The organism is Streptomyces lasiicapitis (assembly GCF_014646335.1).
In the GTDB taxonomy this organism is placed as follows: Bacteria; Actinomycetota; Actinomycetes; order Streptomycetales; family Streptomycetaceae; genus Streptomyces; species Streptomyces lasiicapitis.
Genome location: NZ_BMNG01000030.1, coordinates 1 through 19,729 on the forward strand (window position 1 = coordinate 1; position 19,729 = coordinate 19,729).

Here is a 19,729-nt window from a genome sequence, read left to right on the forward strand (position 1 = left end):
CAACTCCGTTGCCCGGCGGCCGAATTCGCTCCGCGATTCGGCCTGATAGGAATTCGCTCCGCGAATTCCTAGGGCTGGCTAAGGGGTCGGCACCGTCTGGGCTCTCGCTTCTCCTAAAGGTTCTGACGGCTTGTCAGAACCTTTAAATATTGTCGATACGAGAAAACTTTTGACGCAGAGAATTTCAACTCATGAGATCCGATATACCGTCAGAACGGCCTCTCGTTTCAAGAGATGCCAAACTCGATAACCTCCTTCCCGTTACCCGCTCACCCATTTCACAACCTTTAACGTTTCATGATCGATATCCGTATACAAGCCCCCTGCCTGACTAGGGTGTTGAACGAATCCAGTCACCTAAATCGATGCTGCTGTCACAACACGTGGCTAGGAAACCCGAAGGGTCTCCACCCCTGAAGCACACCCGAATGCGGAGCAAAGCAGGCCACGATGCCGGGGGAACGTCTCGTGCGGATCACTCAGTTGAGCTGCCCGTGGATGAGATAAGGCGGCGTCCAAGCTGTGGCGCGGTGAGCGTGATGGCCACTCCGCTCCGAAGAAGCGGCGGGCGTCAGCCGCAAGGCGGAGGCCAACTGCTGGCCGGCCTCCAGCCTGGTGGCCACCTGAGGCAGTCCCAGGCAGCCGGTGACTCTCGGCCAGGGGCACAGCGTCCATGTCAGCCCAACGTAGCCGCCCGACCGGAAGACGGCTGACATCGAGAGGTCCCTGTCGTTGGTCTCCCCGGTCCGTTCGCTGTCCCACCCCTTGGTGGTTCGAAGCCAGAGCTTCCAGGAACTAGGTGAGACCGTTTCCCCGGGTCCAGGCCATATCTCGTTGGTGTCGGCAATCAAGTCAGGGGCGCGTAGATCGACGGTGTAGTGCGTGGAGCCTTCCTCGATGCTAAGCCGTCGCGGAACTTCACGCTCACAACGGACGCTGCCGCGGTTCCGCAAAGATGTGACGAGCGGACCTTCCGGAAGAATGGCCATCGACGATTGCGATTCTTGTGGTGTACGGCGCCCATCTGTGATGGGCTGAGTTGTCAGGCCGAATCGCTGATTTCGTGGAAGGTGCACGCAACTCGGGCACCGCCCGCCATGATGGCGGCGCCGGCATCGGGATCCATGCTTCCCCGCACCAGGCACCCGTTGTAGCCGTCCTCTCCTGTGACCTCGGGGTCGGCAAGGAAGACACCCCAGTTGAGGAAGAGTTCCTGGAAACCAGTCCCCTCATCGGCAGGAAACACTTCGGGCAACGGTCGGATCCGCTGTTGGACCACATAGGGTCCGTCCATCGCGGCCGCGAGGCTCTCCCTCCACTCCTCTGGGGTCGCCGTCCAGCCGGGAACGATGCCACTGCCGCCGTGCAGGAGCGTCGGTTTGAGTATCAACTCCTGCTGTTGGGCTACGGCGTATGTCATGAGGTCGGTTTCCTGACCACTTGCGTCGGTCGCAGTACGTCTGACTTGCCGCGTCCAGGGCAGGAATCGGTCGATGCATTCCAACTCCGCCGCGGAGAATGCGGACCGATGCCGATTGTCGGAGAGTATGGCCAACGTGCCCTTATTGCCATACAGTTCAGCGTCGAGTCGGCTAAACATTCCGACCTGGCCACTTTCGACTGCGCGCAGGATCGGTTCGACGAGTTCGCCGTCAACGGCAGAGACGATCTCTTGGACGAGGAAAAAGCGGTACACCACATCGATAGCTCGGCCGTCCACTTCAAGACGTCCATCATCTTCTTCGCGCACCTGACCGACGTGGCATGGAATCGCGTCTATCCCCAAGTCGTCGAGCAGTGCTGCCATGACCTTCAGTCGGGGCTCGTGCGACTCAAAGCTCTCGGGCCAGTCGACCAGGGCGACCACAGGCCGATGGTCACCGTTAAGGTGCGCCGCACACTCGGCGAACATGGTGTCCACGATGCCGCGCAGCGTGTCGATGTATCCGAGACGATGCTCCGCAGTGAATTCGGCCAGTGCTGGGTGCTGAAGCATGGCCCAGTTGATGTCTGCGTTCTCGAAGCCGCCGAGGGCACTGGTGATGTTGAGTTCGAGGAGCTTGAAGCCGTCGGTGTCGCGGTACAGATCAGCATGTGCGAGCGGGAGTAGGGGCGGCCCCGCCTTCGCTGCCCGCCTCACCACAGCAGCCTGGGTCTCGGTCATGCCGACACTCCGTGCCAGAGCAGTGGTGTCACCGCCGAAGAGTCGCTCGGGAAGCTGAGTCAGAAGCCCGTGGACCAATCTCAGGTCGGTTGCAAGGGCACGGCGCTCGACAGCCGAGATGAATACCGGCGAAGGGAGGAATCGGCCTTGATGGTCCACCGTGACCAGGTCATCGGCGAAGACATGCCGGGTCAGCTCCAAGGGATCGGCGCCATGCCGGGCCAAATGCCTCAAGTATTCCGCACCAAGGACGGACCGGGGGACGCATGAGGCGTTCGAGGGCTGCGTCATGGAAGGGTTCTCTTTTCAAGTACAGGGAACTGAACAGCCCGAACTCCGGGTGCGTTGCACCTGTCGACGACGGTCTCTCCCCCCCTTTTTCTGTCCCTGCGCACATACCACTGCCATGAGCGGCTCCTCCGAAAAGATCTCCGCGAGAATGCCCAAGGATTGCCGTTTCTCCGGAAAAGGCGTCACGAACAGGGGATGCCCGTTAACCTTCCATGTTTCGTCGCGATGTGTCAACGAGATCAACTTGGCCTGCCCGAAGGGCCGTCTCACTGTTGCGGATTGTTCGCAGGTCACATATGCGGAGCGGAAATGCCTCTTCCGGCAACCTCTGTCGGGCGGTTTGTGAGAGGAAGTCCTGGTTTCCGGCCGGTCCTCACGGCATGTTCAACTGCGGCACAGCTCTGGTTGAACACCGCAGGGTGTCGTCTGCACGGGCTCGGCCCTTGCGCGCAGCGGTGTAGGACTGCGCCGCCCGATCGCGTGCTCCTGGCAGCGGTTATGTCGGCACAGGGTGGTGCTACCCATCGTGGAGGCCGAGCTGGAGGCTGTAGTCGAGACCAGTCAGTCCGGAATTTCCCGTTTCTTGAACTTTGGCTCGGTGTGGAGGGCTTCGTCGGCGGCTCGTTCGCCTGAGCGGATTGCGCCTTCGATGTAGCCGGCCCATTGGGTGGCGGTTTCGCTGCCGGCCCAGTGGATTCGTCCTATGGGGGTGCGCAGTGCCGGGCCGATGCTGGTGAGGACTCCTGGTGGGTAGTAGGCGCTGTATCCGCCGCGGCAGTACGGGTCTTCGGTCCAGTTTTTCTCTCGCCAGTCGGTGGGGTGGGCTGCGTGTGGTCCGTATCCGCGTATGAGGGATCGGATTGTTTTTGCTTTGCGTTCTTCTGTTGTCAGTTCTGTCATTTGCTGGGCGGCACGGCCCGTGATGAGGGTGCACAGCAGGCCCGGTCCTTTTGGGCGGGTGACGTCGAAGGTGGTGGGACCGTCGAGGTCGAGGGTGAGGCCTGAGAGTCCGTCTGTTCGCCAGAAGGGGGTGTCGTACACGGCGAAGGTCTTGAGGGCTGAGCCCATGGGCATGCGTTGGGTCAGTTGGTCGCGGGCGGCGGGCATGGGTGGGTCGTAGTGGATGCGGCCGGCCAGGGGCGGTGGGATGGTGACGATCACGCGCTTGGCCCGTAAGCCGTCGACGAGGACGTCGTCTTTGGTGTGGTGGATGGATGTGACGGGTGTGTTCAGCCGGATGGCGTCGCCGAGTTCGGCGGCGATGGACTGGGCGGGGCCGTCTGCGCCGTGGGTGAAGAGGTGGCCGGTGGTTTCTGCTTCTATGCCGCCTCTGATTCCGCCGGTGCTGCGGATGGCGGTGATGAGGGCGAGCATGGACACGCTTGCCACGTCGACGGACAGTTCTCCGCCCAGGACTGTTTCGGCGATGCGGCGGGCGTGCGGTGTGGGCAGTCGGCGGCGCAGCCAGGTGGCGACGGTGGTTGAGTCGAGGTGTTGTGCCTGGGTGGTGGTGAGTGTGCGGGTGGTGAGGCGGTCCAGTTTCCAGAGTGCGGCGGCCAGTAGTGCGGTGATGTGTGGGGGCAGGGGCGGGAGTTGTCCGGTGTAGCGGTGGCGTGAGGTGTTGGTCAGGAGGAGGTTGTCGCCTTGTTCGTGGCTGGTGAAGGTTGTTGCGCCGTATGTGTTTGCGAGTGCGGTGAAGTGGGTGTGGGTGGGGGCGATCCATTGGCCGCCGAGGTCGATGGCCCAGTTTCCGGCTACGTGTGAGGTGTGGGTTCGGCCGCCGACTCGGTTGCTTGCTTCGAGTACGAGGATGTCGAGTCCGGCTGTGCGGAGTCGGCGCGCGGCGCAGAGTCCTGCGTAGCCGGCGCCGACCACGATGACGTCGTGCATGGTGGCTCCCCGTTTTGCATCGGGTGTTTTACAACGAGCGTTGCATGACGTGTGCGGGGCGTGCAAGAGTGGTCGGGTGCCCCGTCAGGTCGACCATGCTGCCCGTCGTCGCGACATCGGTGCCGCGGTCTTGAGGATCGCTGCCGAGCGCGGTTTCCGTGAGGCGACGATCCGTGCTGTGGCCGCGGCGGTGGGTGCTTCCACCTCGCAGGTCACGCACTACGTCAGTGGCCGGGACGAGTTGATCCGGATTGCCGTGCGCCATGAGGTCGAGGCCCGGCAGGCCCAGGTCACCGAGTTGCTCGCCGGCAGTGAGCGGCCGTTGCGCGCGCTGGTGGAGTGGGCGGTGCTGGGTGCTGGTGACGAGGCGCAGCGGGTCTGGCTGGCGATTGTGCTGGGGGCGCGGACCGAGCCGGTGGTGCGCGGTGAGCTCGAGGTGTTCAACGGGTGGTGGGATGCGGTGGTGCGGCGTCTGGTCGGCAGTCCCGGTGATGCGGATGTCGTGGATGTGCTGGTCGACGGGCTGGTGCTGGCCGGTTTGGAGGCGCCTGAGGAGTGGCCGTCCGGGCGGCGGTTGCGGGTGGTGGATGCGGTGCTGGCGCCGCTGGGTCTCTAGGGCTCTGCCCGGTGGGCTGGTGCGGGACGAAGTGGGTGATCTCGTTCCGCTCTCTGGGGCTGTTTCGGCTTTTATGATCACTGCGGGTCTCCAGGGGGGAGGCCCTGTGTCTTTGGGGAGGGCCAACATGTCCGGAGTTTCCAGGCGGTCGGTGCTGGGTTACTCGGGTTCGGCGGCGGCGGGTGCGGTGCTTGCCTCTGCGGGGCCGGCGCAGGCGGAGGACGGCAAGGGCGTGCAGGGTGCTCAGGCGGGCGAGGGCGGCCGGGCGGCGGCGGTGGCGTTCGAGCCGGGGACTCAGTTCAGCGGGCGGGTCCAGCACGGTTCGGGCTATGCGGAGGTGTCGCTGACGTTCAGTGTCCGGCACGAGGAGACTTCCGGGCAGCAGGAGATCTCGCCTGCGGATATCGCGGAGGCGCTCAATGACCTTGCTGCCAAGCGGGGGTGGCCGCGGATCACGTTCTATGGGACGCCGCCGAAGGCGCCGTTGAACTGACGCGAGGCGAGGTCCAGGACCCGGACCGGCCGCCCTTGCCGCTGCCGGGGAGTCGTGGTTGGCCACGATGGGGCGGTCGGGCGTGGGCTGGGCCTGCTGATGGCGGGACGTCGGCGTCCTGCTGGTGGATGGCGTCCCGCCTTCGAGCGCTGGAGAGCCGGCAGCAGCGCGTAGACGGCGTGTTCATCCGGGCCGTCGGTGTCCCGGGCCCAGGAAGCCTTGTGCGGTGCGGTGGTTCACCAGCGGACGGGGAGTTCTCGTATGCCTCTGATGAGCATGCCGGGTACCGGGGTGAGGGTGGTCAGGTCGGTGTCGGCGGTGAGGTGGGGGCAGCGCTCCAGGAGGGTGCGCAGGGCGGTGCGGGCCTCGAGGCGGGCCAGGGGTGCGCCCAGGCAGTAGTGCGGGCCGTGGCCGAAGGCGATGTGGGCGCGGGCGTCGCGGCGGATGTCGAAGCGGTCGGGGGCATCGAAGCGTGCGGCGTCGCGGCCGGCGTCGGCCAGGACGATGCGTACCGTGGATCCGGCCGGGATCAGTACGCCGCCCATCTCGATGTCGGTGACGGCCCGGCGTTCCAGGGAGGACTCCACCGGGCCGTCGTAGCGCAGCATCTCCTCGATGGCGCCGTCGATCAGGTCCATGTCGGCCTGGAGGAGGGCGAGTTGGTCGGGGTGGTTGAGCAGTGCGCGGATGCCGTTGGCTATCAGGTTGACCGTGGTCTCGTGGCCGGCGATCAGCAGCAGGCCGCACATGCCGATGAGTTCGTCGCCGGAGAGGCGGTCGCCGTCCTCGCCGGCGGTGTGGATCAGTGCGCTGAGCAGGTCCGGGCCGGGTTCGGCGCGTTTGGCGTCGATGAGGCGGGGCAGGTAGGCGGCCTGTTCGGCGTACGCGTCGGCCTGGGACTGCGGGCTGGTGGGGGACATCATCTCGTTGGAGAAGCGGCGGAAGGTGTCCCGGTCCAGTTCGGGTACGCCCAGGAGTTCGCAGATGACGGTCATCGCCAGCGGGAAGGCGAGGGCGCTCACCAGGTCGGCGCTGCGGTTGCCGGCTGCCGTCATGTTCTCGATGAGGGTGTCGGTGATCTGCTGGACGCGCGGGGCCAGGGCCTGGATGCGGCGTGGGGTGAACTCGGCTGCCACCAGGCGTCGCAGGCGGGTGTGGTCCGGCGGGTCGGACATCGACATGTGGGCCAGGCCCGGGTCGTCGGGGGCGGTGTTGATGATCTGGCGCATGTCGCCCGCGTGGCGCCAGTCGCGGCTCAGGCGCGTGTCGGTGAACGCGGCGCGGCAGGCTTCGTGTCCGAGCACGAGGTAGACGTGATCGCCCTGCGGGGTGCGTACGTGGTGGACCGGGCCGAGTGCGCGCAGTCGCGCGTAGGCGGGGTGGGGGTCGCGGGCGAAGTCGGGGCTGAGCTGCAGCAGATCGGTGGGGCCTGGGGCGGGCAAGGAGTCTCCCCTTTTTCGGTTTGCGTAGTTGTCTTCTGTGGTTGTCTCGGGCGCCGGCCGGGCGGGTGGGCTGGCTCGCGGCCGGATGCCGGAGCCGGTCCGGCCGGGGTGCCGGAGCCCGGTTCATGGGGCTGCGGCCGCGGGCGAAGGCCCCCACCCGGGGTGCCGGGGGCGGGGGCCTGTGTGTTGCCGCTACCAGGTGACCGGGAGGCGCTCCAGGCCGTACACCAGGCTCTTCTGGCGGAAGGTCAGGTCGTCGATCTTGCCGACCAGGCGGATGTCGGGGAGGCGGGACAACAGGGAGGTGATGGCTATTTCGACCTCGCGGCGGGCCAGGGAGGCGCCGGCGCACAGGTGGGTGCCGAAGCCGAAGGCGACGTGGCGGTTGTCGCCGCGCTCCAGGTCGAAGCGCTCGGGGTCGGGGAAGGCCTTGGCGTCGTGGTTGGCGGCGGGGACGGCCAGGATCACCAGTTCGCCGGCGGTCATGGCCGTGCCGGAGAAGGTCATGTCCTGATCGACGACGCGCAGGACGTTGTCCTGGGAGACCGACCAGAAGCGCAGGGACTCCTCGACGAAGGCGGTGATGCGCTCGGGGTCCTCAATGAGCTGGGCGCGGACCTCGGGGTTGGTCATCAGGGTCAGGGCGCTGAGCGCGATCTGGCTGGTGGTGGTCTCGTAGCCGGAGACGAGGATGAAGCGGACCATGGGCAGGAGGTCTTCGCGGGACAGTTCGCCGCTCTGGACGCGGTCGGTGATCAGGCGGCTGATCAGGTCGTCCTGGGGCTCGCGTTCGCGGCTGGCGATGAGGCGGTTGAGGTAGGCGTTCATCTCGTAGTAGGCGGCCCAGGACTCCTCGGGCTTGTCCAGGCTCAGGATGGTGCGGCTCTGCTCGGCGAAGGTGCGGTAGTCCTGCTGGGGCACGCCCAGGAGCTGGGCGATGACCTGGGTGGGCAGGGCCAGGGCGAATTCGGAGTACAGGTCCAGGGGGCGCGGGAGGGTTTCGAGGCGGTCCAGGAGTTCGTCGACGAGTTTCTGGATGCGCGGGCGCCATTCCTTGATGCGTTTGGCGGTGAACTCCGTCATCATCATGTGCCGCTGGCGGCCGTGCTCGGGCTCGTCCATGCGCCAGAAGGAGTTCAGGTTCTCGTTGGGGGGCAGTTCGGTGCGCGCGCGGCCCATCTTTTCGTCGTCGGAGCTGAAGCGCGGGTCGTTCATGGCCTGGCGGACGTCGTCGTAGCTGGTGAGCAGCCAGGCCCAGCCGCCGTCGGGCAGGTCCACCTTCGCCGGTCCCTGTTCGCGCAGTTCGGCGTAGGTGGGGGGTGGGGACATCGGGCACTGGCGGGTCATGGGGTAGGCGGGATTCGCCATGGTCACACGTCCTTGGATGCGTTGCCGGTCGGGGGTAGCCGGTCGACAGCCGACCGTAGGGCGCCGCGTTGACGTGCTGCTGACTGCTTCCTGACGGACCGTGAGGCGCGGTGTTGGCCTCAGGCTGCGGGCTGGGCGGGGGCGGGGGTGTGGAAGCCGCGCTGGTACCACAGCAGGGGCGGGGTGGCGTGGTCGCGGATGCGGATCTGGTGGGGGGTGGCGAGCAGCAGGTCGTGGTCGCCGGCGCGGATCACGTCCCGGGTGGTGCAGCGCAGGAGGACCTTGGCGTCGGGGAGATGAGGCAGGGCCGTGGTGTCTTCCCAGGCGGCGAAGTCGCCGGGGGCGAAGCGGTCGACGCCGCGGGTGGCGAAGCGCTGGGCGATGGGGCGGTGGTGTGCGCCCAGGAGGTTGATGACGAACTCGCCGGCCCCGGTCATGGCCCGGTGGCAGCTGGAGGTCAGGGCGATGCCGACCATCAGCAGCGGCGGGTCCAGGGAGACGGAGGTCACCGAGCTGGCGGTGAATCCCCAGCGCCGGCCTCCCTCGTCGAGGGCGGTCACCACCGATACGGGGGCGGCCAGCAGGGCCATCGCGTCCTTGAACGTCTGGGCGTCGGCCACCGCGGGCTGGGTCTGCTCCTGAACAGGGGTCATGGGTGCTCCTTCATCGGGCGGGCAGCGGGGCGGGGGCGGGGTTGCTGGAGACGATGCCAAGAACCACTCAAGACCCGCTCAAGCCCTCAAGGGGCCGGGCTGTCGGGGGCGCGCCCGGTCAAGTGGGGGTTGAGTGACCGGGGGCAGGATGGGGTGGCAGGCAATGGGCGTAGGCAGTTGCCTGCGGACCACGTCAGGACACGTAAGGAGTTGCTCATGGCAGACAGGGAGCCGGTCATGTCCGAGAGCGAGATTCTCGGCTGGCTCACGGAGAGGCTGGGCGCTCAGGTGTCCCTGCCCGTTTCGCAGATCAATCCCGACGTCCCCTACGTCGAGTACGGCCTCGACTCGGTGGCGGCCCTTGGCCTGTTCGGCGACATCGAGGAGGAGTTCGGTCTCGTCCTCGACCCGGGCGTCGCCCTGGAGTACTCGACGCTCTCTCTGATGGCCGCCTTCCTGGCCGCGGAGCAGAAAGAGGTCGTCCACAGCTGAGCCGGGACGTCCGGCCGGGCCTGATGGATGGCCGGCCGTGAGGGGGCGGGGCCGGATCCCTATTCGGGGGGATCCGGCCCCGCCGGCTGTGTGCTGCGGGGGCGGGCTGCCGCTGCGTGCGGGGGCGCGCCTGCCCGTGCCGGGGGCGGTGTCAGTCGTGGTCGACGGCGACGCCGGTGGTGCGCGGGCCCAGGAGCAGGACCACCGCCACCAGGGTGCCCATCGCGGCGGCGATGACGCCGAACATGGGGCCAGGACCGTAGGTGTCCAGGACCGGCAGCAGGGCGAAGGGCAGGGCCGCGGCGCTGAGTTTGGACAGGGAGTAGGCAAGGCCGGTGGCCTGGGCGCGGATCAGGGTGGGGTACTGCTCGGCCAGGTAGACGTGGCTGGCGGTGGAGAAGATGTTGCTCACCAACGTGTAGGCGATGCCCAGCGCCATGATGAGCGTCGGCGACGTCGCGTAGGCGAAGCCCAGGCCCGACAGGGCCATCGCCGCGGCCGACAGGGCGACCAGGCGTTTGCGTTCCATGCGGTCCATGACCGGTACGGAGAGCAGGGCGCCGATGGGGTAGCCGACGAAGGAGACCGCGGTGAAGCCGATGCTGGTCACCACGTCGTACCCCTTGGCGGCCAGGATCTGCGGGGCCAGCGCGCCGAAGCCGTAGTAGCCCACCACCGAGAGGGTGCAGAAAAGCCAGAGCATGGTGGTGCGGCGGCGGTAGCGGGCGCGGAACACCTCGCGCAGACGCGCCGCCGGGGCGGGAGCCTTCACGGACGTGGGGGCGGGTGCCTCTACGTGGGTGGGGGCGGGCTGCCCAGCCTCGGCCTGAAGCCGGGGCTGGGGGTGCTCGGCGGTGGGGACCTCGGCCTCCATCCGGGCGACCAGTTCGTGTGCCTGCTGTTCGTGGCCGTTGGCGGCCAGCCAGCGCGGGGATTCGATGAGGTTGCGGCGCAGCACCCATACGACGGCCGAGCCGAGCGCGCCGAGGACGAACAGCCAGCGCCAGCCGTCGATGCCCAGCGGGCTGAGCGGCACCAGCCACAGTGCGGCGAAGCCGACCGCGGGCACCCCGCAGAAGGCCAGGGTGTAGGCCCAGGCGGTGTAGCGGCCGCGCTGTTTGGCGGGCAGTACGTCGGCCAGGTAGCAGTCGGAGAGGGACTGTTCGGCTCCGATGCCCACGCCCGCGAAGAAACGGGTCACGATCAGCCACGCGGCGTTCGGGGAGAACGCGCCCAGCAGGGAGAAGCCCGAGTACAGGGCGAGGTTGATGAGGAAGGCGCGGCGCCTGCCGTAGCGGTCGGCGACGCGCCCGAGGATGACGGAGCCGAAGAACTGGCCGATGAAGGCCGAGGCGAGGACGAGTTTGAGGGTGGTGCCGTTGAAGGCGAAGTCCTCTTGCAGGACTTTGGAGATGGTGCCGGCGAGGTTGTTCTCGAAGGTGTCGAAGAGCAGGCCCACGCCGACCACGGCGGTGAGTCTGCGGTGGGTCGGGGTGATCGGCATCTTGTCGATGCGCTCGCCGATGGTGGGTGTGGGCGCCGCCGCGGGTTTTTCCCGCAGCGCCGTCGGCTGGGACATGGGGTTCAGAGCTCCTGGCAGGGGTGGGGTGCGAGCGGGATGAGGTGCGCCTCCGCCCCGGCGGTGGGCCGGGGCGGAGGCGAAGAAGCAGAGGATGCAGAAGATGGGGATGGGTGTGGGGGTGTGGGCCGGGGACAGCGAGGGGGGTGGCCTGCCCAGGGGGGAAGCGGGGACGTGGGGCGGTGCGGGGGGGGGTCAGGCGGGGGCGTGTTCCTTCTGGCGGGTGGGCTCGCTGACCTCGTGCAGGAACGTGGCGACCTGCCGGTAGGACTCCCAGAAGCCGACCTCGAGGTAGGGGATGTTGCGCTCGGCGCAGTAGTCGCGGGTCAGTTCGCGGGCACGGGCCAGGTGGCGCTGGGGCATCGCCGGGAACAGGTGGTGTTCCACCTGGTAGTTGAGGCCCCCGTACAGGAAGTCGATCCACCAGTTGGGGCGGATGTTGCGGGAGGTCAGGACCTGGCGCTCCAGCCAGTCCAGGGTCTCCTTCTCGCCGTCGCGGACCTCCATGCCCTTGTGGTTGGGGGCGAACATCAGGCCGAAGTAGACGCCGAGCGCGGCGTGCTGCACCGCGATGAAGGCGATGGCCTGCAAGGGGGTCAGGACGGTGAAGACGGCCGTCAGGTAGATCGCGGTGCGCAGGACGACCAGGCCGATCTCCAGATAGCGGTGCTTGGCGCCGGACTTGGCGAGCTCCTTGATGGTGGTCTTCTCCATCTTGTAGCCCTCGAGGACGAGCAGGACGAAGAAGAGCACCCGCTGGTGGCGCACGATGAAGCGCTGGACGGGGGTGCGGGCGGCGTACTGCTTGATGTCGAAGATCGCGGTACGGCGGCCGATGTCGGGGTCCAGGCTGATGTGGTTGGGATGGCTGTGGTGGCGGTTGTGGTGGTTGACCCACCAGGCGTAGCTGACACCGCTGAAGAAGTTGGCGTGGAAGTAGGCGGTGAGGGTGCCGATGCGCTTGTCACGGAACATCGCCTTGTGGCCGACCTCGTGCCACATGTAGGCGCTCTGCACCCCGCACAGGCCCATCCACACCGCGACCGGCATCTGCCACCAGGACTCGCCGATCAGGAAGAACGCGGCCAGGCCGCCCAGGATGAGGGTCATGTTCAGGGCCAGGCGGCGGTAGTCGTAGCGGGTGTCGAGGTCGAGGAGGCCCTCGGCCTTCACGCGCTTGAGCAGCTCGGCGAAGCTGGCGGAGGCACCCTTGCTGCTCTGCTCCCCCGTCGCGACCGCGAGGCCGGGATCGAGCTGCCGTACCGTGCCTGGCTTTGTCTCGGTGATGTTCGGAGACTGCATAGAAGGATCTCCTTGGGCAGGACGTATCCCGGCGCCGGGCGCCGGATGAGAAGCACGCTTCAGCGTTGTGCAGCGTGCTGATGAGGCGCTGATGGCGCCCTGGAAAACCGGCGGGGGCGGGCGGGAGCGGCCCGGTGGGGGCACTCCGCCCGCCCGTTCACGCCGCCCGCTCCCCCACCGGCTGGGGGGTGAGGCGGGTTTGAAGGGTGTGCAGGACGCCGTCGGCGGCGCGTGCGACATCGTGGTCGTCGGGGGCGCCGATGACGGCCATGAGGGATTCGACCAGCTGCTGCTGCAGGGCATCGGTTGCGGTGTCCGTGATGTCGGCGGCACCGTGCTCGGCGGGTTCGGTGGGCATGGGGGTCTGCTCCTTCTCCCTCCGCCCGCGGGGGCGGAAGGCGGCGGTATAGAAATGACGGAGGGTCAGAAGGCGTTGCAGGCGCGGAAGATGTGCGCGAAGGCGGCGACGGAGGCCGGGCCCTCGAAGGCCACGTACTCGGTGATGGGCTCCTCGGGCGCCCACTTCTCCTTGTAGGCGAGCTGACTCTGGGCGGGGTAGAGGGCCGCTCCCTGGTCCCACAGGAAGTGCATCAGCCACTGGAACGACGCGCTGTGGCCGGGCAGTTCGCGGGCCGCGTCAAGGCCCGTGAAGGGGGTGAAGCCGAAGTGCAGCCACTCGCTGCCCTCTTCGCGCATGACCTCGATGGCGTGGGAGTTGATGGCTTCCATCAGGCCCGGTGTGCCGTCGGGGATGCGCCGGCTCAGGTCGTGCATCCAGCCCGCCCGGCTGCCGTACACCGGGGAGTAGGAGATGTAGCCGACGGGCTTGGAGTCGATGGTGCCCACGAACAGGCGGCGGTGTTCCTGGGCTTGGCCGCCGAGCTCGCCGACCAGGAAGGTCAGCGGGCGGGCCTCTTCGCCCTTGGAGCCCAGCCAGGCGGCGTCGATGACGTCGATGGCCGCGCTCATCTCGTGTGCGGGCACCTCGCTGACGTGAAGGCCGCTGCGCAGGGCGCGGGAGATCTTGTTGCGCATGCGCATGAAGCGGGAGCCGCGCAGGGTGAAGTCGGGCAGGCGCACGGCCCAGGAGGAGCCGAACTGGTTGACGGTGAAGCCGCGTTCGGCGTAGGCGAGCGCGTCGTGGTGCTGCAGCTGGGCGCCGACCACGGTCAGGCCCTGGCCGTGGGCGTGGGCCACGAACGCGTCCAGCAGGGGGCGGTAGGCGTCGGGGGCGGCGAAGGGGCCGCCGAGCTGGATCAGGTAGCGGCCGGCCCTGCGGTAGGCGATGACGCCGTCGAGGCCGGGGGCGGTGAAGGCGCTGGTGTGGCGGCTCATCGCCAGGAAGGCGCTGGGGTTGTCGGCCTGGGTGTGGGTGCGGATGGCGTGCAGGACGGTGTCGTACGCGGCTGTCTTGCCCGGTGCGCCGTCCTCCACCGTCGCCACCGCGGGCGAAGACGCGGACGCCGGTGTGTCCGGCGCGGATGTGGTCAAGGTGGTCGTCGAAGACATCGAGTGTTTTCCTTCCCGCTCTGGATCGGAACTGGACTGGGGGCAGTAGAGCACTGGATATTTGAGTCTCGGAAGAGCGGGAATTCGATGTGCGAGGCCGGTGTCAGTCCCTTGTCAGGCGAATATCAGAGAGGGGTGCGAACGTAATTGCTGTGACCGGGAGGGAAATTGCTTCCGGGAACTGGGAGAGGTGCCCGGAGTGGCTTATCGGGGACCGGAGTTCCGCTTCAGTCGGGTGCAAGCCCACGCAGGTTCGAATCCTGCCCTCTCCGCCCGAGGCCCGTGACACGGAAATATGTGTCACCAAAAATTCGTGCCCTGCCCGCCGGTTCATCGCCGCAGCGTCTGGAGAATCGCCTCATGCCGATCGCGGCATCCCCTGCCCCCCGGCGGGCCCTCGTCGTCGTCAACCCCACCGCGGGCACGCTGCGTTCCGGTGTCCTGGAGCAGGTGCTGCGGCTGTGCCGCCAGCATCTTCAGGACGTCGCGGTGCACCGTACGACGCACCGCGGCAGCGCCGCCGAGGCGGTGCGTGCCGCACTCGCCCCAGCGACGGCGGCGGGGGCGGGGGCGGTGCCGGATCTGGTGGTGGCGGTCGGCGGGGACGGCACGGTGCACGAGGTCGTGCGGGCACTGGCCGCCGCGGACGCCAAAGGCGCCCCGGGAGCGGGGCGGTCCCGGGCGGGTGCCGCGCTGGCCATCGTGCCCGCGGGCACCGGCAATTCCGGCTACCGCATGCTGTGGGCCGAGCAGCCCTGGCACCAGTCCCTTCGCGCGACCGTGACGGGTGATCCGGCTCGGGCGCGGCTGCGCCGCGTCGATCTGGGGCGCCTGGAGGAGACCGGCGGGCCGGTGCTGCTCGGGGCCTGTTCGGGGCTGATCGCGCAGGGGCTGATCGCGGCCCGCTCGGTGGCCGCGGCGGGGCGGGAGAAGTACGCGCGGGCGCTGCCGGACGCGGCCGCCTCCTTCACCCCCTACCCCGGGCGCGTCACGGTCGACGGCCAACTGCTGCACGAGGGCGCCACCGTCCTGGCCAATGTGGGCGGCGGGCGCCACCGGGGCGGGCAGTACCTGGTTCTGCCCCGCTCCGAGCTGGACGACGGACTTCTTGACGTGTGCGTCGTCGGCGATGAGGTCGCTCCCGCCGAGGTGGCGGACCTGGCCCGGGCGGGCCTGCTGCACACCCGTGCCGGGGTGGTGCACGGCCGCGGCCGGCGCATCCGCGTGGAGCGCACCGACGGCCTGCCGCTGCTCTTCGAGCACGACGGTGAACTGCAGCCCCTCGGCTTCACCAGCATGACCGTCGGGGTGCTGCCGGGCGCGCTGGCCATCTGGGGCGCTCCCAGGGAGGAAGAGACGCGTGTCGATACTCAAGGAGCTGTGCCGCTGGGCGGCGTGGCTGCGCCCTGAGGACATCCCCGAGCGGGTGCGGGCGCTGGCCTCCAGCCAGCTGCTCTCCCAGCTCGCCTCGATCCGGGCGGGCGCCGCGCACCCTTTGGGCAGGCGTCTGATCGAGGGCTTCGGGCCGCCGCTGCAGGCCGATCCGCGGACCTCGGCGTGCGTGCTCTCGGGGCTCGGGTCCTGGCTGAACCTGGACGACACCGCGTACGCGGGACATCTGTCGAACTCCACGGTGTCGGTGCCGCTGGCCTACGCCTACGCGCGGCGCCTGGACGGGCCGGCGCTGCTGGCGGCGGTGGTGGCCGCCAACGAGTGCGCGGCCCGCATCACCGCCGCCGCAACGCTGGGTCCGCTGCGCGGGCACTCAGCCGTGCACACCCACCTGGCGGGCGCGGTGTGCGGGCGACTGCACTGCGAGGGCGCCGACGACGCGGTGTGGTCCAACGCGCTCGGCCTGGCCTTCGCCATGCCCAACTGGCCGCTCATGCGCGCCTTTCTGGCCAGTGACGCGCGGCTGTTCAACACCTTCACCCCGGTGCGTACGGCGATGGACTCCTGTGACGCGGCCCGTGCCGGGCTGACGGGTGCGATCGACATCCTGGAGCATCCCGACGGGTTTTTGGACCGGTTCGCCTCGGTGCCGCTGCCGGACGCGGTCAGCGCGGGGCTCGGCACGCGCTGGCACACCGAGACGCTGTCGTTCAAGATGCATCCGGGCGGGCCCGGCGTGGATGCGGCCGTGGACTGCGCAGCCGCCCTGCACCGCCAGCTCGGACCCTTCGCGGCCGAGGACGTCGAGGAGATCGTCGTCGAGGCGTCGCTGTACACGCTGTTCGCGGGCAAGAAGGCGGCCGCCTACATCGTGGGCCCGGGCTCGCCGCTGGGGGCGCTGGTGCTGCACACCCCCTACCCGGTGGCCACCGCCCTGCTGACGGGCGGGCTGACGGTCAATGATTTCGCGGCGCCGCTGCTGAGCGACCGGGACCGGTGGGCGCTGGCGGAGCGGGTGCGCCTGGTGCACGACCCGGAGCTGACCAAAGCCCTGTTCGCCTCGGAGGCGCCCTTCGGCGAGGCGGTGCGCCAGGCCGGTGAGGCGGCCGGGCCCTGGCTGCGCGCGTTTGCCGGGGAGGAGGCCGCCGAGCTCGCCCAGAGCGCCGCCGGAACCGTCACCCGCGAGGCCTTCACCTCCTCGGCCAAGGCCACCGGGGCCCGGGTGACGGTGCGTCTGAGCGACGGGCGTACCGCATCGCGCCAGCGCATGATCCCCGTCGCGGCCGCGGGCGCGCACACCCGCGCCCACCACGGCGAACTGATGCGGGAGAAATTCCTGGAATTCGGCGGCTCTGCGGATGTCGCCGATGCCGCGGCCGGACTGGATTCCATGGACGCCGACGCCCTGCAGGACTGGATCAAAACGGCGCTTCGGTAATTCACGAGGCGCATGTCAGCACCGGGTCAGGCGCCGCTGGAAACATCGGATCCGAAGTGAGCCGACGAACCCGGCGGGCCCATGAACCGCTGGAAGGCCGATGCGTCGCCCGCAGCGGGCGAACAAAAACCCGGCGAGCCCTGCGAAATCGAGTGGATCAGCGGGCCGGCGGACAGAGCGTGTGCCGGACCACAGACGTGAAAGGTCCCTTTGATGCCTGACAAGGAACTCCGCAGCTACAAGCTCTACATCGCGGGCAAGGACGTCGAAGGTGACGGCTGGGTCTATACGGTCAGTGCCCGGTCCCTCCTCGAAGACGTCTTCACCAGCGTCAGCCTGAAGCGGGAACTCGAACAGCACCCCGACTCCGACGCCGCCGGCCACCCCTACGTGGTGGGCCGCTGCGCCATCGCGGGCGATGCCTCCATCGACCTGGCCACCGAGGCCGCCGCGGCCGCCGCACCGGCCTGGGCCGAGGTCCCCCTGGAGCGGCGGATGCGCCTGGGCGCGATGTTCCGCGAGGAACTCATCCGCCGCGAGGAGGAGTTCCTGGACATCCTCACCTCCGAGGCGCACCCGCTGCGCCTGGCCCGCTGGGAACTGAGCTGCATGAAGCAGATCTACAGCGACGAGAGCCTGTACTGGTACCGCCAGCGCATGCACACCGAGTTCGAGCACGAGGGACGGCGCCTGATCGTGCGCCGCCAGCCCGACGGTGTGGTCGCCTTCAACCCGCCGCAGAACGCGCCCGCGCCCAGCGCCGCCCTGGCCGTCCTGGCGCTGATGGCCGGCAACGCCGTGGTCATGCGCGCCCCGCGCAGCATCGCGCTGAGCACCATGTGGCTGATGCGCGACGTCGTCGGCCCCCTGCTGGAGGAGATCGACGCGCCGGCGGGGATCCTCAACGCCGTCTGCTCCAACCCCAAGCAGACCCTGGACCGCTGGGTCACCTCCCCCATGGTCAACGACATCTTCTACATCGGCGGCAGCGAGGAGGGCCTGCGCTTCCAGGAACAGTGCGTGGCCAACGGCAAGAAGCCCATCCTGGAGCTGGCCGGCAACGACACCATCGTCATCTGGAAGGGCGCCGACCTGAAGAAGGCGGCCGAGGCGATCTGCGAGTCCTTCTACGGCTCCGGCCAGATCTGCATGGTGCCCAACTGCGTGCTGGTGCACCCCGAGGTCGCCGAGGACCTCATCGCCGAGGTCAAGGAGCGTATCAAGCTCGTGCGTCCCGGCTACCCCGAGGACGAGGACGTCCTGCTCTCCCCGGTGCGGCGCAGCGAGAAGTTCTTCGCGCTGCTCGCGCAGTCCCTCGAGCGCGGGGGCGAGATCATCACCGGCGGGCAGCGCACCGAGGTCGACGGCACCGTCTCGGAGACCGGTGTGTTCCTGCAGCCCACCGTGGTGCGCGTGGACGGCCTGGACGGCGCCCGCCAGCACGACATCGTGCGCAGCGAGACGTTCTTCCCGCTGCTGCCCATCGTGGTGCCCCAGCCCAGTGATGCGGCCGGGGACGACGAACTCCTCAACGCCTTCATCGAGTTCGTCAACTCCAACGAGTACGGGCTGCGCAACTCGCTGTGGGTCAAGTCGGCGCGGGTGATGAACGCCTTCGTGCAGCGCGTCGTCAACGGCGGCCTGCTGAAGATCAACGACTCGCACATCGGGTTCCTGCCCTATCTGCCCAGCCACGGCGGCACCGGCCTGACCGGCGGCGTCTACGGCGAGGCCAACTACCCGATCCTGAAGACCTCCCACATCCAGGGCGTCAGCATCGCCCACGACGTGAGCCCGCACGAGGCCGTGTTCGGCCCCTGAAAGCCCCGCTCGGAACGCGTCGCGCCCGCTCACCTCTGCTCCGCGGGCCGCCGCCCCCTCACATTCTGAAATCCCCATGGAGGTGTTTGCAGGTGCGCTCCCTCGACTTCGCCCGCGCGGTCTGCGACCGGTACCACCCCGGGCTGCTCACGGCGCTTCAAGCCATCCCCTTCGCCGAGCGCGAGGCGACGGGGAGCCCGGCGATCGGCGTGTTCCGGGGGCACGGCGGGGTGGCGCTGATGGTGCCCGCCGCGTTCGGCGGGCACGGCGCCGACCCCGTCGACGTGGTGCGGGTGCAGCGCGCGGTCGGCGCCGCCTCGCCGTCGGTGGCCGCCGGGGTGACCATGCACCACTTCACCGTGTCGATGCTCTACGCGCTGGCCGAGCCCGCCGGCCGGCTCGCCGACAGCCAGGTGAAGCTGCTGCACCGGATCGTGCCCGACCAGGTGTTGATGGCCTCGGGCTGGGCCGAGGGCAAGACCCAGCAGAACATCTTCACCCCCTCCGTGACCGCGAAGCCCGTCGAGGGCGGCTACCGCCTGTCCGGCGCCAAGAAGCCCTGCAGCCTGGCCCACTCGATGCAACTGCTCACCGCCTCCATCGCCGTGCCCGGCCCCGACGGCACCCCCGAGCTGGCACTGGCCCTGGTCCCGGCCGGCGCGCCCGGTTTGAGCGTGCACCCGTTCTGGGGCAGCGACGTCCTTGCCGCCTCCGAGAGCGAAGAGGTCCGCCTCACCGACGTGTTCGTCCCCGACGACATGGTCATCCGCACCACCGCCGAGGACCCCACCCGCATCGACGACCTGCAGGCCGCGGGCGTCATCTGGTTCGAGATGCTCGTCTCGGCCGGATACGCGGGCGCCGCCGCGGCCCTGGCGGAGGTGGTCCTTGAGCGCGGGCGGGGCACCGCCGCGGAGCGCGCCGGGGTCGTCATCGACGCCGAGAGCGCCTTCGCCCTCCTGGAGGGCGTGGCCCGCGCGGTGCGCGACGGCCTGGGCGGCGAGGAGGCCGTCGCCCAGGTCCTCATCGCCCGCTACGCCGCCCAGGACCTCCTCGCGCGCTGTGCGGAGCAGAGCCTGGAACTGCTGGGCGGCATGGACTTCATCCACAGCCCCGACCACGCCCGCCTGGCCGCCTCGGTGCGGCCGCTGATCTTCCACCCGCCGGGCCGCTCGGCGACCTGCGCCCCGCTGGCCGACTACTTCAACGGCGCCCCGCTCGACCTGTCCTGAGCACCCCCGGCCCCCGTCGTGAGCGCCCCCGGCCCTGTCGTGGGCTC

General features: G+C 68.8%; 17 protein-coding genes and 1 tRNA gene. 8 read left to right on the plus strand and 10 right to left on the minus strand.

The window, feature by feature from the left end; translation table 11 throughout:
* Positions 1-479: 479 nt before the first annotated feature.
* The 3 genes from IEY91_RS42750 to IEY91_RS40495 form a co-directional block, all read right to left on the minus strand.
* On the minus strand, positions 480-989 hold the full coding sequence (locus IEY91_RS42750; protein ID WP_373288131.1) for a DUF6228 family protein: 510 nt from the start codon (positions 987-989) through the stop codon (positions 480-482).
* Positions 990-1,042: 53 nt separating this feature from the next.
* On the minus strand, positions 1,043-2,455 hold the full coding sequence (locus IEY91_RS40490) for a hypothetical protein (RefSeq protein ID WP_189177779.1): 1,413 nt from the start codon (positions 2,453-2,455) through the stop codon (positions 1,043-1,045).
* 561 nt (positions 2,456-3,016) lie between these two features.
* Positions 3,017-4,345, minus strand: a complete 1,329-nt coding sequence (locus IEY91_RS40495; protein WP_189177780.1) for a flavin monoamine oxidase family protein — start codon at positions 4,343-4,345, stop codon at positions 3,017-3,019.
* 76 nt (positions 4,346-4,421) lie between these two features.
* Here IEY91_RS40495 and IEY91_RS40500 point away from each other — a divergent pair, with 76 nt between their 5' ends.
* Both IEY91_RS40500 and IEY91_RS40505 read left to right on the plus strand, forming a co-directional pair.
* A complete protein-coding gene (locus tag IEY91_RS40500; RefSeq protein WP_189177781.1) occupies positions 4,422-4,961 on the plus strand; it encodes a TetR/AcrR family transcriptional regulator in 540 nt (179 codons plus the stop codon).
* A 127-nt stretch (positions 4,962-5,088) separates the two neighbouring features.
* On the plus strand, positions 5,089-5,454 hold the full coding sequence (locus IEY91_RS40505; RefSeq protein WP_189177782.1) for a twin-arginine translocation signal domain-containing protein: 366 nt from the start codon (positions 5,089-5,091) through the stop codon (positions 5,452-5,454).
* Between the two features lie 236 nt (positions 5,455-5,690).
* Here IEY91_RS40505 and IEY91_RS40510 read toward each other — a convergent pair whose 3' ends face one another.
* The 3 genes from IEY91_RS40510 to IEY91_RS40520 all read right to left on the minus strand — a co-directional run bounded on the left by IEY91_RS40510 (position 5,691) and on the right by IEY91_RS40520 (position 8,917).
* Positions 5,691-6,896 (minus strand): cytochrome P450 family protein, encoded by a 1,206-nt coding sequence (locus IEY91_RS40510; RefSeq protein WP_189177783.1) that lies wholly within the window; start codon positions 6,894-6,896, stop codon positions 5,691-5,693.
* Between the two features lie 192 nt (positions 6,897-7,088).
* On the minus strand, positions 7,089-8,264 hold the full coding sequence (locus IEY91_RS40515) for a cytochrome P450 (protein WP_164316753.1): 1,176 nt from the start codon (positions 8,262-8,264) through the stop codon (positions 7,089-7,091).
* Positions 8,265-8,383: 119 nt separating this feature from the next.
* Positions 8,384-8,917 carry a flavin reductase family protein gene (locus IEY91_RS40520; protein ID WP_189177784.1) on the minus strand — a complete coding sequence of 178 codons (534 nt, stop codon included), beginning with the start codon at positions 8,915-8,917 and terminating at the stop codon, positions 8,384-8,386.
* 216 nt (positions 8,918-9,133) lie between these two features.
* Between IEY91_RS40520 and IEY91_RS40525 the strand changes: the two genes are divergently transcribed.
* On the plus strand, positions 9,134-9,409 hold the full coding sequence (locus IEY91_RS40525) for an acyl carrier protein (protein WP_164316757.1): 276 nt from the start codon (positions 9,134-9,136) through the stop codon (positions 9,407-9,409).
* Positions 9,410-9,560: 151 nt separating this feature from the next.
* Here IEY91_RS40525 and IEY91_RS40530 read toward each other — a convergent pair whose 3' ends face one another.
* From IEY91_RS40530 to IEY91_RS40545, 4 genes are all read right to left on the minus strand, one after another.
* The gene (locus IEY91_RS40530; RefSeq protein WP_189177785.1) at positions 9,561-10,988 is read right to left on the minus strand and encodes an MFS transporter; all 1,428 of its coding nucleotides are present in this window, start codon (positions 10,986-10,988) and stop codon (positions 9,561-9,563) included.
* Between the two features lie 195 nt (positions 10,989-11,183).
* Complete coding sequence (locus tag IEY91_RS40535; protein ID WP_164316761.1) at positions 11,184-12,290, minus strand: fatty acid desaturase family protein; 1,107 nt, start codon at positions 12,288-12,290, stop codon at positions 11,184-11,186.
* Between the two features lie 157 nt (positions 12,291-12,447).
* Positions 12,448-12,648 (minus strand): hypothetical protein, encoded by a 201-nt coding sequence (locus IEY91_RS40540; protein ID WP_189177786.1) that lies wholly within the window; start codon positions 12,646-12,648, stop codon positions 12,448-12,450.
* Positions 12,649-12,713: 65 nt separating this feature from the next.
* On the minus strand, positions 12,714-13,799 hold the full coding sequence (locus IEY91_RS40545; protein WP_189177787.1) for a bifunctional lysylphosphatidylglycerol flippase/synthetase MprF: 1,086 nt from the start codon (positions 13,797-13,799) through the stop codon (positions 12,714-12,716).
* A gap of 184 nt (positions 13,800-13,983) precedes the next feature.
* On the opposite strand from IEY91_RS40545, the gene IEY91_RS40550 reads away from it, so the two are divergent.
* From IEY91_RS40550 to IEY91_RS40570, 5 genes are all read left to right on the plus strand, one after another.
* Positions 13,984-14,071 (plus strand) — tRNA-Gly (locus tag IEY91_RS40550).
* A gap of 88 nt (positions 14,072-14,159) precedes the next feature.
* Positions 14,160-15,209: a diacylglycerol/lipid kinase family protein gene (locus IEY91_RS40555; protein ID WP_189177788.1), complete on the plus strand. Its 1,050-nt coding sequence runs from the start codon at positions 14,160-14,162 to the stop codon at positions 15,207-15,209.
* Positions 15,160-16,629 carry an MmgE/PrpD family protein gene (locus tag IEY91_RS40560; protein ID WP_189177789.1) on the plus strand — a complete coding sequence of 490 codons (1,470 nt, stop codon included), beginning with the start codon at positions 15,160-15,162 and terminating at the stop codon, positions 16,627-16,629. Before IEY91_RS40555 ends, IEY91_RS40560 begins: the two co-directional genes overlap by 50 nt.
* A 213-nt stretch (positions 16,630-16,842) precedes the next feature.
* Positions 16,843-18,450 (plus strand): aldehyde dehydrogenase family protein, encoded by a 1,608-nt coding sequence (locus IEY91_RS40565; protein WP_164316771.1) that lies wholly within the window; start codon positions 16,843-16,845, stop codon positions 18,448-18,450.
* Positions 18,451-18,542: 92 nt separating this feature from the next.
* A complete protein-coding gene (locus IEY91_RS40570; protein ID WP_189177790.1) occupies positions 18,543-19,682 on the plus strand; it encodes an acyl-CoA dehydrogenase family protein in 1,140 nt (379 codons plus the stop codon).
* The last annotated feature ends 47 nt before the right edge of the window (positions 19,683-19,729 follow it).